The following is a 14,677-nucleotide window of genomic DNA, read 5'->3' as shown; positions in this document are numbered from 1 at the left end:
CGCCGGTTCATTCTACAAAAGGCACGCCATCACTCATTAACGAGCTTTGACTTGTTGTAGGCACACGGTTTCAGGATCTATTTCACTCCCCTTCCGGGGTGCTTTTCACCTTTCCCTCACGGTACTGGTTCACTATCGGTCACTAGGGAGTATTTAGCCTTGCGGGATGGTCCCCGCGGATTCCGACGGAATTTCTCGTGTTCCGCCGTACTCAGGATCCTCCTAGGTGTTGTTAGCATTTCGTCTACGGGGCTTTCACCCTCTTTAGCGGAATTTTCCAAATCCTTCAACTATACTAACAGACTACCATATTGGAGTCCTACAACCCCAACAAGCAAGCTTGTTGGTTTGGGCTCTTCCCGTTTCGCTCGCCGCTACTCAGGGAATCGAATTTTCTTTCTCTTCCTGCAGGTACTAAGATGTTTCAGTTCTCTGCGTCTACCTCTAATCAGCTATGTATTCACTGAAAAGTAATATCCTATAAAAGATATTGGGTTCCCCCATTCGGAAATCTCTGGATCATAGCTTACTTACAGCTCCCCAAAGCATATCGGTGTTAGTCCCGTCCTTCATCGGCTCCTAGTGCCAAGGCATCCACCGTGCGCCCTTATTCACTTAACCTTATCAACCTTACGGTTGGGTCTTGATTACTTCTTCTAGCGATAGAAGGTTAATCAATAAATAAGCAATTGAACTTATTAAAAAACTCATTCAACGCGGTGTTCTCGGTTTGTTTTGATTCTTTTTACTTCAATATCCAGTTTTCAATGAACGAATCTGATAGCAAAAGCTATCAATGGAGCCTAGCGGGATCGAACCGCTGACCTCCTGCGTGCAAAGCAGGCGCTCTCCCAGCTGAGCTAAGGCCCCGAACTTATTTGATTGAGAGTAGACCTCTCAAAACTGAACAAAGTAAAGACGAAATGTGTATTTCCGTAATATTCCTTAGAAAGGAGGTGATCCAGCCGCACCTTCCGATACGGCTACCTTGTTACGACTTCACCCCAATCATCTATCCCACCTTAGGCGGCTGGCTCCAAAAAGGTTACCTCACCGACTTCGGGTGTTACAAACTCTCGTGGTGTGACGGGCGGTGTGTACAAGGCCCGGGAACGTATTCACCGCGGCGTGCTGATCCGCGATTACTAGCGATTCCGGCTTCATGCAGGCGAGTTGCAGCCTGCAATCCGAACTGAGAGAAGCTTTAAGAGATTTGCATGACCTCGCGGTCTAGCGACTCGTTGTACTTCCCATTGTAGCACGTGTGTAGCCCAGGTCATAAGGGGCATGATGATTTGACGTCATCCCCACCTTCCTCCGGTTTGTCACCGGCAGTCTCGCTAGAGTGCCCAACTAAATGATGGCAACTAACAATAAGGGTTGCGCTCGTTGCGGGACTTAACCCAACATCTCACGACACGAGCTGACGACAACCATGCACCACCTGTCACTTTGTCCCCGAAGGGAAAGCTCTATCTCTAGAGTGGTCAAAGGATGTCAAGACCTGGTAAGGTTCTTCGCGTTGCTTCGAATTAAACCACATGCTCCACCGCTTGTGCGGGCCCCCGTCAATTCCTTTGAGTTTCAACCTTGCGGTCGTACTCCCCAGGCGGAGTGCTTAATGCGTTTGCTGCAGCACTGAAGGGCGGAAACCCTCCAACACTTAGCACTCATCGTTTACGGCGTGGACTACCAGGGTATCTAATCCTGTTTGCTCCCCACGCTTTCGAGCCTCAGCGTCAGTTACAGACCAGAGAGCCGCCTTCGCCACTGGTGTTCCTCCATATATCTACGCATTTCACCGCTACACATGGAATTCCACTCTCCTCTTCTGCACTCAAGTCTCCCAGTTTCCAATGACCCTCCCCGGTTGAGCCGGGGGCTTTCACATCAGACTTAAGAAACCGCCTGCGCTCGCTTTACGCCCAATAAATCCGGACAACGCTTGCCACCTACGTATTACCGCGGCTGCTGGCACGTAGTTAGCCGTGGCTTTCTGGTTAGATACCGTCAGGGGACGTTCAGTTACTAACGTCCTTGTTCTTCTCTAACAACAGAGTTTTACGATCCGAAAACCTTCTTCACTCACGCGGCGTTGCTCGGTCAGACTTTCGTCCATTGCCGAAGATTCCCTACTGCTGCCTCCCGTAGGAGTCTGGGCCGTGTCTCAGTCCCAGTGTGGCCGATCACCCTCTCAGGTCGGCTATGCATCGTGGCCTTGGTGAGCCGTTACCTCACCAACTAGCTAATGCACCGCGGGTCCATCCATCAGCGACACCCGAAAGCGCCTTTCACTCTTATGCCATGCGGCATAAACTGTTATGCGGTATTAGCACCTGTTTCCAAGTGTTATCCCCCTCTGATGGGTAGGTTACCCACGTGTTACTCACCCGTCCGCCACTCCTCTTTCCAATTGAGTGCAAGCACTCGGGAGGAAAGAAGCGTTCGACTTGCATGTATTAGGCACGCCGCCAGCGTTCGTCCTGAGCCAGGATCAAACTCTCATAATAAAAGTTAGAACAATCTTGCGATTGTTAAGCTCAATTTGTTTGCTAGCATATTGCTTGCTTGTTAAAAATGTTTGTTGTCTTGAATTGAATCAAGACGCCCTACACATTTGGTTCGTCTATTCTTTGTTCAGTTTTCAAAGGTCTACGTTACCTCGCAGCAACTTTTATATCATAACAAACTTTCGTTTGAATGTCAAGAACTTTTTTAAAAGTTTTTTTCAAGTTGTTTTGCTCGGTTGTTGTTGTCTGTTGTGACAACTTCTATATCTTATCATTATCTCAGTTGTTTGTCAACAACTTTTTAAAACTTTTTTGTTATTTTATAACAAGTTTTTTTGATCAAATGATTGATTTAAAAGCAATCTCTTTAACGACTTTGTTATTCTAACATGTTATTTATCTTTTCGTCAAGAAAAATTTTTAACTTTTTAAAACTTTTTCTTAACGAACTGTTTGTCAGAACAGATATTAATATACCAAGGATTTTTCTAAAACGCAACTATTATTTTGCAGAAAAATAACATTTTTTCAATTTCGAACGATGAATATTTTCTGCAAAGAAAACATTCGTTTCTTTATCTTATAATCCCTTTTCTCTTACTGAAATGTTCGTTAATCATTCGTAAAAAAAAGCAACGTACTTTATTGTACGTTGCTCTCGTCTTTTATTCCAGCGATTGGAATAAAAATTCTAAAGATCGTTCCTTGATGTAATACGCTTTCTGCATCAATACGTCCTTTATAGTTTTCGACTAATTGTTTTGCAATCGATAGACCTAAGCCATTACCGCCTTTATTTCTTGCACGGGCTTTATCTACTCGGTAGAATCGATCAAATATTTTCTCCAAGTCTTCTTCAGTGATTCCTTCACCAAAATCTTGCACAGCTATTTCAAATTCATTCATCGTTCGAGAAATGGAAATATGCACTTCTTTTCGATCTGTTGAATATTTAATCGCATTATCTAATAGAATAATTAGCAATTGTTCAAAGTGATTACGATAGATTTTCAGCTCAACTTCGGTTGGTAAATCGTCATCTAATGTGATATGAAACTCAGGATAAACCAATTGGAAGTTATTAAATACTTGGTAGACTACTTGTTTAGCATCTGTTCGTTCATTTGCATATTGGGTGTCCACTTGTTCAGCGCGTGAAAGGTCAAGCATTTCTTGGACCAAACTCTTCATGCGACTAATTTCTTGTAAACTGGCCTTTAATGATTCATCTAAAATTTCAGGATCGTCTTTTCCCCAACGATTTAAAAGGTTTAAATGGCCTTCCATAATCGCAACGGGCGTTCTTAATTCATGGGAAACATCTTCAACAAACTGCTCTTGTTGTTCGATATAGCGTCTCATACGATCTAACATTTCATTAAAGATTTCCGAGATATCTGCTAACTCATCTCTCGTATTAATCTCCGGCATGTGGACATCTGATTGCGGGTCTTTGCGGATTGTATCCATCGTGTCTCTCAATACTTTTAATGGTTTTAAGAAATAAGAAGAGAGGATAAAACCTAAGACACTACTTACAATCAGAGAAATCACTTCTAAAACTACAAGTGTTAATAATAAATGATTACGAATTTCATAAAAAGAAGAAAGTTCATAAAACGCTTGAATATAGCCAATTTTTTCTCGTGTTTCTTTTGAAAAAATAGGTTCCACGGAATAAAAACCAGTTTTATCAAAAACGGTTCGAACAACAGGTAATTGTCGATCCAATTGTAATAACTTATCATATTCATTTTGTGTTTTAAAAACTAGCTTTTGGTTTGTGTCATACACAGATAAATAAAGTTCTGGTTGTCCTAGTTCAGATATGAAACTGTCCATTTCCATAAACGAACCTTCTACTGCTGTATGCTTATTATAGTAGTTTTCATCTCTTTCACTCGGCGTTTTTAAATAGTCAAAAACGTCTGTTACCGTTAAATTTTCATTGGCATTAGCTAATCGATTTGTTACTTCTGCAATCGTTGCTTCGACATTTTCCTTTTCTTTGGCAACAATAAGACTGACAGAAGACTTATAGGTAATCACCGCAAAAATGGTAAAAACTACAAATATAAAGAAAGAACTTGCGAAAGCCCACTTTATAGTTAAAGATGGGCCTTCCAGTTCTTTTTTAATCGTTCTTTTCATTAATTAGTTCTCACGAACGCATAACGTAGCCAGTTCCACGGACAGTTTGGATGTAGCTTTCTTCTCCAGGTACGTCAATTTTATTTCGTAAGTAGCGGATATACACATCCACAACGTTTGTTTCTACTTCTGTTTCATAGCCCCAAACTTTATTTAGTAACACATCACGTGCCAAGACAACATTCACGTTTTCCATTAGCGTTAATAGTAATTCGTATTCGCGTTTTGTTAATTCAATCATTTCAGAATTACGACGAACGACACGATTTTCTTTTTCAATTGTTAAGTCACGATATGTAATCGTTGTTTGTTTTGCAACGTTTTTATCGCCCTCAATATCAATACGACGAAGTAACGCACGTAAACGAGCTAACAATTCTTCAATTGCAAATGGTTTAACAATATAATCATCCGCTCCATGGTCTAAGCCAGAAACACGGTCAATTACTGAATCACGTGCAGTCATCATAATAATTGGTGTATTTTTCACTTGGCGAACACGGCGACATACTTCTAATCCATTTAATTCTGGTAACATCAAATCAAGAAGGATAGCATCCCATTCGTTGTTAAGAGCGGCTTCCAATCCTGTACGACCATTGTAGTGTACTTCTGTCGTATACCCCTCATGTTTTAATTCAAGCTCAACGAATCTCGCTAAGTTCTTTTCATCTTCAATAATTAAAATGTTGCTCATTTGATTAATTGTCCTTTCTCTTTAAAAGCTATACTCAAGCTCAACCTTTTTATTCCTTACTACTTATTAGAGAATTACTACTCAATCTGTCTGGTTCTTTTTTAAGCCACAGTAAAACCATGAGCATGGTGAGCCACACTCATGGTCTCCAGCATGTTTATTCTTCGTTGTACCAGCTGTAATGGTAGATTCCTTCTTTGTCTGTACGTTCGTACGTATGAGCACCGAAGTAATCACGTTGTGCTTGAATTAAATTCGCTGGTAAGCGATCTGAACGATAAGAATCGTAATAAGCAATTGCAGATGAGAATGTTGGTACAGGAACACCTGCTTGAACAGCAATCGCAACAACTTCACGAACGGCTTGTTGATATTTTTTCGTAATTTCTACAAAGTATTCATCTAACAACAAGTTTTCAAGTGCTGGATTTTTTTCATATGCATCGGTAATTTTTTGTAAGAATTGTGCACGGATAATACAACCTGCTCGCCAGATTTTTGCAATTTCACCAAATGGTAAATCCCATCCGTATTCTTCAGAAGCTGCACGGAGTTGTGCAAAACCTTGCGCATAACTCATTAATTTACTAAAGTATAATGCTTCGCGAATTTTTTCAATCAATTCTTTTTTATCGCCTGCAAAGTTAAAGGCTGCAGGTTTTGATAAAATGCCACTTGCTTTTACGCGTTCTTCTTTGTAAGCCGAAATAAAACGTGCAAATACTGATTCTGTAATTAATGGTAATGGTACGCCAAGATCTAACGCACTTTGGCTTGTCCATTTACCTGTTCCTTTGTTGCCTGCTGCATCAAGAATAACATCAACGATTGGTTGGTCGGTTCCTTCATCATCTTTACGTGTCAAAATGTCAGCCGTGATCTCAATAAGGTAACTGTCTAATTCGCCTTCGTTCCATTCTTTGAAAATCTCTGCCATTTCATCAACAGATAAACCTAAGATTTGTTTCATTAAATCGTAGGATTCAGCAATTAATTGCATGTCCCCATATTCAATCCCATTATGAACCATTTTTACATAATGTCCAGCACCATTTGGGCCAATGTAAGTCACACATGGTTCACCGTCTTCTGCTTTAGCTGAAATTTTTTCAAGAATTGGCGCAACTAACTCATACGCTTCTTTTTGTCCGCCAGGCATGATAGATGGTCCTTTCAAGGCTCCTTCTTCTCCGCCAGAAACGCCAGTACCAATAAAGTTAATTCCTGAGTTTGCTAGTTCTTCATTACGTCGCATTGTGTCTTTGAAGAACGTATTACCGCCATCAATTAAGATGTCGCCTTTATCAAGGTGTGGTAACAATTCTTGGATTGTCGCATCTGTTGCAGGTCCAGCTTTAACCATCAACATAATTCGACGAGGTTTTTCAATTGCATTCACAAATTCCTCAATTGAGTATGTTGCTTGAAAGTTTTTGTCAGGATGTTCTTCAACCACTTCTGTTGTTTTTGATCCTGTACGGTTATACAGCGCAACTGTATAGCCTCTGCTTTCAATGTTTAAAGCAAGATTTTTTCCCATGACAGCCATGCCGACTACGCCAAATTGTTGTTTTGTCATTTTATGACCTCCTATATTATAATCAACGAAAATTCTATGAGCATTCTCTTATAATCCTCACTATTATAACGCACTATCTTTCATATGAAAACAATATAGTGCCAATAAATTTCCAATTTCTTCATATTTTCTTAAAAAAATACAAATCCCCTAGGCTCCATGGTTAGCCTAGGGGATTCAACATTTCAAAAAATGTTTTTATGCTTATGCTTCTTTAGACATTACGTCTTTTCCATCGTAGTGACCACATGCTGGACATACGTGATGGCTTTTTTTCATTTCACCACAGTTTGAGCATGCATTTAAGCCTTTGATTGTTAATTTGTAGTGTGTGCGACGTTTTGCTTTTTTCGCTTTAGAAGTTCTTCTAGCTGGTACTGCCATTGTTGTTCCACCTCCTTGTAAAGATGCGTGTATTTACATACACAATATATTCCAACCTAGCTGTTATCTTCCTCTTCAGCATTATCGCCGAGTAATTCTGATAGTTTAGCCAGACGAGGATCCACTGTTTGTTCTGCTGCTTTCTGCTTACTTTCCAAATATGCTTCTTCTGAAATCACTTCCCAGTCATTGCCACTTGGCATTTCTTGACTGTTTTGTTCTCCTTCTGTAAGCACTTGAATTGGAATGGACAATAGAATGTTGTCTTCGACAGATTCATCTAAATCAATTGTTGGCTTGTCCAATAAAATAATCTCTTCAGCTGCAAATCGTTCATCTCTTGTATCCATTTGTTCTTTTGTCATAAAGACTTCATCGACCGTGATTTGCATTGGCAAAGCCACAGGTTCTAAAGAACGGGATGAAGGAACGGTTACAGTTACCTGAATAGTGTAATGAAGTAAATATTCTGATTTATTGACTGCTAATAAGCCTTCTACTTTGATTGGACTAACATCCAACAAGGTATCATCTCGTTGAAGAAGCTCTTCTTTAAGATGCAATGTTTCTGAAAACACTAGCGGCTCTTCTTTGTATTTATTTAATTCTAACAAAGACCACTTCATAATTATCACTCCTAAGCAACAAAAGCTATTATACAGGGGTATGAAAGCTTTGTCAATGAAATTTTCTTGACAGCCCTTTCTTATTTCCTGTTTTTCTTTCGTTTTTTTTATAATTGTTTTTCTGTTGAAGATAACTTAGCGCTTATTTAATTAAATAACAAAATTTTTGTGTGAAATAACATAAATAATTTAAAACTCAGACATAATTTTACTATTTGCGCCCAACTCTTTATTTACTGAATACGTGTTTTCTGAACATTTCGTACTACTGTCTTCTTTGTAAAAAAAGCTGAGACAAACTGACGAATCGGTTTGTCCCAGCTTTGCGTCCGAGTACATATTGCTTAGAATCAAATGATTGAATTAATTAGACTTAGATAGCTGTTGTTGCTCCGCGGTAAACAATACCACGACGAGGATCAACAGTAATCACTTCGTCATTATTAATTAATGATGTTGCATCTGCAGCACCTACGATAACTGGAATATTTTGCGCAATCGCTACAACAGCTGCATGAGAAGTTAAACCACCTTCTTCAACAACTAATGCTGATGCTTTTTCAATTGCAGGCATGTATTCTTTATCTGTTGTTTTTGTAACTAAAATAGCTCCTTCAGTCGCTTTAGCAACTGCTTCTTCAGCAGTTCCTGCCACAACGGCTTTTGCAATAATTGCTTCTTCGCCGACACCTTGACCTTGAACTAATTTAGAACCGATCATTTGAATTTTCATTAAGTTTGTTGTGCCTTTTTCGCCAACTGGAACACCAGCAGTGATAATGATTAAATCACCTTCTGAAGCATAACCTTCTTCTTGTGATACTTTTGAAGCTAAATTAAACATTTCATCTGTGCTTGATGGTTTGTCAGCAACTGTTGCGTAAACACCCCATGATAATGATAAGCTACGTGCTTTTTGTTCTGAGAACGTAATTGCAACGATATGTGCTTTTGGACGGTATTTAGAGATCATACGTGCTGTATGGCCTGATTCTGTTGCCGCAACGATTGTTTGGATACCCAAGTTACGTGCTGTATGGCCAACAGATTGTCCGATTGCTTCAGTCATATCTGTTTTGCTATATAATTTCAATGCGAATGAATCTTGGTTAACTAATGTTTCTTCTGTACGAACTGCAATACGAGCCATTGTTTGAACAGCTTCTAATGGGTAATCCCCTGCTGCAGTTTCGCCTGATAACATTACTGCATCTGTTCCATCGTAGATTGCGTTTGCTACGTCATTTGCTTCCGCACGTGTTGGACGTGGGTTACGTTGCATTGAATCTAACATTTGTGTTGCAGTGATAACTGGTTTACCTAAAGCATTACATTTTTTAATTAAAGCTTTTTGGACAACTGGAACATCTTCTGTTGGAATTTCAACACCCATGTCACCACGAGCAACCATTAAACCATCAGAAACTTTTAAGATTTCATCGATATTATCGATACCTTCTTGGTTTTCGATTTTAGGAATGATTTGGATGTGTGTTGCGTTTTCTTCTTCTAAAATTTTAGTGATTTCTAAAACGTCAGAAGCACGACGAACGAAGCTAGCTGCGATAAAGTCAATTCCTTGACCAATTCCGAAACGGATATCATTAGCATCTTTTTCAGTGATCCCTGGTAAGTTTACAGAAACGCCTGGTACGTTAACGCCTTTTTTGTTTTTCAAGACGCCTTCGTTTTTAACAACTGTTACGATTTCGTTTGCATCACGGTCGATATCAGTTACTTCTAAATCAATTAAACCATCATCTAAAAGAATGTGTGAACCTACGTTTACATCATTGATTAATTCTGGATAAGTGATTGAGAATTTTTCATTTGTTCCTAAAACTTCTGTCATAGAAATACGTACTGAGTCACCAATTTTCATTGTGATTGCGCCATTTTCCATGTCATTTGTGCGGATTTCAGGACCTTTTGTATCTAGTAAGATCGCTACGCGTTTCCCTGTAATTTTTACAGCTTCACGAATGTTTTTAATACGAGCACCATGCTCTTCGTAGTCACCATGTGAAAAGTTCAAACGGCAAACATTCATACCTGCATTAATTAAGTTTACTAGCATATCAACGGATTCACTAGCTGGTCCAATCGTACATACGATTTTCGTTTTTTTCATTACTAAAACGCTCCTATTCCAAATTTGTTTATACAAAGCTAATAAGATTAGCTAATATACAAGATTAAAAAGAAATTTCATGATTTAACTCATAAAGAGATAAATCTGGTTTGTGTTTATTGTTTTCTAACGTGTCAATAATATCAGCTGCAACTACTTGGTTATCTAACATACCGATACATAAACCGCCTTTACCTTCTTTTAGAAGTTCAACAGCATATGACCCAAATTTACTTGCTAATACACGGTCACGAGCACTTGGCGAGCCCCCACGAACCACGTGTCCTAAAATTGATACACGCGTATGGAAATCACCGTATTCAGAAAGTTTATCAGCAAATTCATTTCCGCCCATTACGCCTTCTGCTAAAATGATTAAGCAATGTTTTTTCCCGCGGTCGCGGCCTTCTTGAATACGTTTGGCAACGTTTTTCATATCAAAATCATGTTCAGGAATAATGATTTCATCTGCTCCACCAGCCACGCCTGACCACAATGCGATATCACCAGCGTTACGTCCCATTACTTCGATAACGAATGTACGAACATGAGAAGTCGCTGTATCACGAATTCGGTCAATTGATTCCAAAACAGTGTTAATCGCTGTATCAAAACCGATTGTGAAATCTGTTCCAGGAATATCATTATCAATTGTTCCAGGAATTCCAACAGCCGGGAAACCACGTTTTGTCAAAGCCATTGCGCCGTGATAAGAACCGTCTCCACCAATAACAACTAAGCCTTCAATACCGAATTTTTTCAATTGTTCGATTCCTTTTAATTGCCCTTCTTCAGTAGCAAATTCAGGATAACGAGCAGAGTACAAGAATGTTCCACCACGTTGAATCTTATCGCCAACGTCAGCAACATCTAAACGACGGATGTCGCCTGCGACTAAACCGGCAAATCCATAGTTAATACCGTAAACTTCGATTCCATCAAAAATACTTTTGCGTACGACTGCACGAATTGCAGCGTTCATTCCAGGGGCATCTCCCCCGCTGGTTAAAATACCAATGCGTTTCATTCGCTATTTCACCTCATATAATATACTTTCAACTGCCAAAAGAAACCTTTTCGCAAAAATTGATATACAAAAATATTACGTCATTCATTTTACCATTAAAGAACCAAAATGTCTTGAGTTAAGAAGAAAAAAATGAAAAAAGTTGAAAACAACTAGTATTTTTTACCGTAAATCATTTGAAAATGACGTTTTGCTCGCCTAAAACGTAAGCTAATTGTTGCTGACTAACGCTTGTATGAGCGACCCAATTTTCTTCATTTAATACTATTTTCTTACCTGTTTTTTCAAAATAGACAATCACTGGAATGTGTCCAGCGTGACGACTGAGTACCTCTTTCATTTTCTGAAAAACGTCCGTTTGTTCGACATCTTTTGTAATTCTGATAAAACACGTTTCGTCACTAATTGATGTTTCTACTTGTTGCGCTTTTTCTATTCGTTGAACCAATATTTGCAATTCTTGATTGTACGTACTGCGTTCCACTTTTCCTTCCACATAATAAACTTGCCCTTTCTCGACACTCTGTCTTAACTGGCGAAAAACAGTTGGGAACAACGTTAGTGAAATACTTCCTGTTGTATCATCCCCATCAACAAAGGCCATTTGTTCTCCCTTTTTGGTCCGAATCGTCCGAATGTTTTTGACATAAATCAATAATTTCGTGGGCTGATTTTCAACAAGTTCATGAACAAGTTGCGTTTGCTTGGCTAAGCGTGTTTTTTTGAACTCTTCTGTCGGATGTCCTGATAAATAAACCCCTAAATATTGTTCTTCTTGTTCTAGTCGCTCTTCTAGCGGATAATCGGCAATTTCTTCTTCCTTGGGCTTCAACGTTTCTAACAAATCCATACTACCACCGCTGAGAAGAATACTTTGGATATTACTCTCTAAACCTACCGCTAATTGACGGCGATTGGGCGCAATTTCGTCAAATGCACCGATGGCAATCAATGGTTCGATATTTTCAACTTTCAACCACTTACGGTCAATTCGCAAAAGAAACTCATCGAACGTTTTGTACGGTCCATTTTCTCGGCGTTCATTTAAAATATTTTGAATGAAGTCTCGGCGGATTCCTTTTAAAGAACTAAAACCAAATAAAATTTGCTGTTGCTGATTTAGGTAAAAGCTGTAGTGACTTTGGTTAATTGACGGCTGCAAAATCGTCTGCTTGTTTTTTCTAGCTTCGCCAATATATTCTTTAATTTTTGTTGGATTATGACGAACAGAATGCAACAATGCGACATAAAAAGCACTCGGATAATGAACCTTCAAGTAAGCCATTTGAAAACCAATAAAGGAATAGGCAAATGCATGCGAGCGGTTAAAGCCATAATTAGCAAAGCGCTCAATATAATCGTACACTTGGTTAGCTGTTTCTTTGGGATAGCCTTGTTGTAACGCACCATTAACAAAATGATTCCGTTCTTCATCTAGCACATCTTTTTTCTTTTTACTAATGGCTCGACGTAAAATGTCAGCTTGCCCTAAAGAGAAGCCAGCCATTTTCGCAGCAACTTGCATAATCTGCTCTTGGTAAACAATAATTCCGTACGTATTTTCTAAAATGGGGGCGAGACTAGGCTCTGGATAACTAATTTGTTCCAAGCCTTTTTTCCGGCGGATGAAAACATCAATATTTTGCATCGGACCAGGACGATACAGGGCATTGACAGCAGCAATATCTTCAATGCTAGTTGGCCCTAATTTTCTTAATACATTCCGAATTCCAGCAGATTCAAACTGGAAAACGCCACTTGTTTCCCCTTTTCTAAATAAAGCCAGCGTTGTTTCGTCATCTAATGGAATCTGATTTAAACGAATGGTTCGATTATAGACGCGTTTAACAGCTGTAAGGGTATCATCAATGATAGATAAATTTCTTAAGCCCAAGAAATCCATTTTCAGAAGACCAATTTTTTCAACATCATTCATAGTAAATTGGGTCAATAAAATTTCATTCGATCCTGGTTGTAACGGAACCAAATTCAAAAGATTTTCATCACTAATTACCACACCTGCTGCGTGCGTAGAAACATGGCGAGGCAATCCTTCTAGCTGAACAGCTGTTTTATAGAGCAATTGATTATTTGGTGAAAAATTGACCAATTCTTGCATCCGTTTTGACTCTTGGTATGCTTCTTCTAACGTAATTTTCAGCTTGTTGGGGACAGCTGCCGACCAACGATTCGCTTCACTCTGGGACAACCCGAAAACACGTGCAACGTCCCGTAAAACCATTTTCGCAGCCATCGTACCAAACGTGGCAATTTGCGCCATGTGATAATGACCATATTTTTGACTGACATAAGCTAAAACTTCCTCCCGCCGATTATCAGGAATATCTAAATCAATATCGGGCATCGTGTAGCGTTCTGGATTCAAAAAACGTTCAAAAAGCAAATCATATTTGATTGGATCTACATCTGTAATTGATAGCACATAGGACACTAAAGAGCCTGCAGCTGAACCTCGGCCAGCGCCTGTAACAATTTGATTGTTATGACAGAAGTCCATCACATCCCAAACGATTAAAAAGTAATCATCAAAGCCCATATTGTGAATGATGGTTAACTCTTTTTCTAATCGTTTTTGGTAAACTTCATTTAGATGAGGCACTCTTTCTGGTAATTTTTCTAAACACAATGTGCGTAAATAAGAACCAGCCGTTTGATTATCAGGCACAGGAAAATGCGGTAATAATTTTTGATGTAAAGGAATGTCAACTCGGCAATTTTCAGCTAGCTGAATCGTATTCTGGACCACTTCTGCACCAGCTATTTGAAGCATTTGTTCCATCGTCGTCTCTGCTTCACGCAAGTAATTCAGACCTTCTATTTCCGGTGTTTGGCTTGTAATATTCAATTGATTATTTTCTTTGATGCTCTCAAGAACAGTTACGGCAAAGCCTTCTTCCCTTGTTAAATGACGTACCTCTTGCAAAGCCACGCCAGGTAATTGTTCTCTTTGGTAAAAAGAAAAGAGCGCTGGATTGCGTTGTTGATTCATTGAAAAAGAATGTTCAACAAATAACGACTGGGGATCAAAATATGAAGCAAGTTGTTGGAAAGCGTGAACCGCTTGTTGTTCATCTTCAAAAAATGTTTGGGCGACTTCTCCTTTAGCTGACAAAGTCACGGCAAATAAATCACTTAATAAGGATTGATGTTCCGCTAAGTAAAAGGGACCCTCTGTTGTCATTTTGCTGCTAGATAGTTGCATTAATTGCTGATACCCTTTTAAATTTTTGGCAAATAAAAGCAACTCGGAATGCCCTTCTTTTTCTGCTGGGGTATATTCTAATCTTAAACCGATAATTGGTTGAATTCCCGCTTCTTGGCATGCTTCATAAAATTCAACCGCCCCATGCAAGACATTGATATCGGTAATCGCTAATGTTTGATAACCTAACGCTTTCGCTTGTTTTACATAGGAACGAATCCTAACCGTACTAGATAAAAGCGAATAGGAAGTAACGGTATGTAATTGTGGAAATGACATTGGACAGCTCCTTTTTGAATCCTTGCTATTTTTTGCCTCTTCTCTTATTTTCCTATCGCGGATTCTTTAC

General features: G+C 39.2%; 8 protein-coding genes, 1 tRNA gene and 2 rRNA genes (1 of these 11 only partly in view). All 11 read right to left on the bottom strand.

Annotation, left to right across the window (positions count from 1 at the left end; all coding sequences use genetic code 11):
- A 23S ribosomal RNA gene (locus IGJ90_RS04370) occupies nucleotides 1-621 on the bottom strand; it reaches 2,292 nt to the left of the window's first position.
- A 176-nt stretch (nucleotides 622-797) separates the two neighbouring features.
- A tRNA-Ala gene (locus IGJ90_RS04365) sits at nucleotides 798-870 on the bottom strand.
- A 79-nt stretch (nucleotides 871-949) separates the two neighbouring features.
- Nucleotides 950-2,510 (bottom strand): 16S ribosomal RNA (locus IGJ90_RS04360).
- The 16S and 23S rRNA genes sit together here with 1 tRNA gene alongside, the layout of an rRNA operon.
- Nucleotides 2,511-3,152: 642 nt before the next feature.
- Nucleotides 3,153-4,661, bottom strand: coding sequence for a HAMP domain-containing sensor histidine kinase (locus IGJ90_RS04355; protein WP_002376241.1), 1,509 nt, complete (start codon nucleotides 4,659-4,661; stop codon nucleotides 3,153-3,155).
- A gap of 10 nt (nucleotides 4,662-4,671) precedes the next feature.
- The gene (locus tag IGJ90_RS04350) at nucleotides 4,672-5,358 is read right to left on the bottom strand and encodes a response regulator transcription factor (RefSeq protein ID WP_002355954.1); all 687 of its coding nucleotides are present in this window, start codon (nucleotides 5,356-5,358) and stop codon (nucleotides 4,672-4,674) included.
- Nucleotides 5,359-5,515: 157 nt separating this feature from the next.
- A complete protein-coding gene (gndA, locus tag IGJ90_RS04345; RefSeq protein ID WP_002355953.1) occupies nucleotides 5,516-6,937 on the bottom strand; it encodes an NADP-dependent phosphogluconate dehydrogenase in 1,422 nt (473 codons plus the stop codon).
- Nucleotides 6,938-7,141: 204 nt separating this feature from the next.
- Nucleotides 7,142-7,321 carry a 50S ribosomal protein L32 gene (gene rpmF, locus IGJ90_RS04340; protein ID WP_002355952.1) on the bottom strand — a complete coding sequence of 60 codons (180 nt, stop codon included), beginning with the start codon at nucleotides 7,319-7,321 and terminating at the stop codon, nucleotides 7,142-7,144.
- A 56-nt stretch (nucleotides 7,322-7,377) separates the two neighbouring features.
- Entirely contained in the window at nucleotides 7,378-7,947 is a 570-nt protein-coding gene (locus IGJ90_RS04335) for a YceD family protein (protein WP_438767611.1), read from the bottom strand.
- Nucleotides 7,948-8,320: 373 nt separating this feature from the next.
- The gene (gene pyk / locus IGJ90_RS04330; RefSeq protein ID WP_002355949.1) at nucleotides 8,321-10,078 is read right to left on the bottom strand and encodes a pyruvate kinase; all 1,758 of its coding nucleotides are present in this window, start codon (nucleotides 10,076-10,078) and stop codon (nucleotides 8,321-8,323) included.
- 64 nt (nucleotides 10,079-10,142) lie between these two features.
- Entirely contained in the window at nucleotides 10,143-11,105 is a 963-nt protein-coding gene (gene pfkA / locus IGJ90_RS04325) for a 6-phosphofructokinase (RefSeq protein WP_002355947.1), read from the bottom strand.
- Nucleotides 11,106-11,277: 172 nt separating this feature from the next.
- A complete protein-coding gene (gene dnaE / locus IGJ90_RS04320; RefSeq protein WP_126268303.1) occupies nucleotides 11,278-14,607 on the bottom strand; it encodes a DNA polymerase III subunit alpha in 3,330 nt (1,109 codons plus the stop codon).
- Nucleotides 14,608-14,677: the final 70 nt, after the last annotated feature.

The sequence above is a fragment of the Enterococcus sp. AZ129 genome (genome assembly GCF_051714505.1).
In the GTDB taxonomy this organism is placed as follows: domain Bacteria; phylum Bacillota; class Bacilli; order Lactobacillales; family Enterococcaceae; genus Enterococcus; species Enterococcus faecalis.
Note: the sequence above shows the minus strand (reverse complement) of the source record. Positions and strands in the feature narration are given on the sequence as shown.

Excerpts from the sequence above, each read along its gene's own strand:
- pfkA (WP_002355947.1), bottom strand. The coding sequence starts at position 11,105 with ATGAAACGCATTGGTATTTTAACCAGCGGGGGAGATGCCCCTGGAATG.
- gndA (WP_002355953.1), bottom strand. The coding sequence starts at position 6,937 with ATGACAAAACAACAATTTGGCGTAGTCGGCATGGCTGTCATGGGAAAA.
- IGJ90_RS04350 (WP_002355954.1), bottom strand. The coding sequence starts at position 5,358 with ATGAGCAACATTTTAATTATTGAAGATGAAAAGAACTTAGCGAGATTC.
- pyk (WP_002355949.1), bottom strand. The coding sequence starts at position 10,078 with ATGAAAAAAACGAAAATCGTATGTACGATTGGACCAGCTAGTGAATCC.
- rpmF (WP_002355952.1), bottom strand. The coding sequence starts at position 7,321 with ATGGCAGTACCAGCTAGAAGAACTTCTAAAGCGAAAAAAGCAAAACGT.
- IGJ90_RS04335 (WP_438767611.1), bottom strand. The coding sequence starts at position 7,947 with ATGAAGTGGTCTTTGTTAGAATTAAATAAATACAAAGAAGAGCCGCTA.
- dnaE (WP_126268303.1), bottom strand. The coding sequence starts at position 14,607 with ATGTCATTTCCACAATTACATACCGTTACTTCCTATTCGCTTTTATCT.
- IGJ90_RS04355 (WP_002376241.1), bottom strand. The coding sequence starts at position 4,661 with ATGAAAAGAACGATTAAAAAAGAACTGGAAGGCCCATCTTTAACTATA.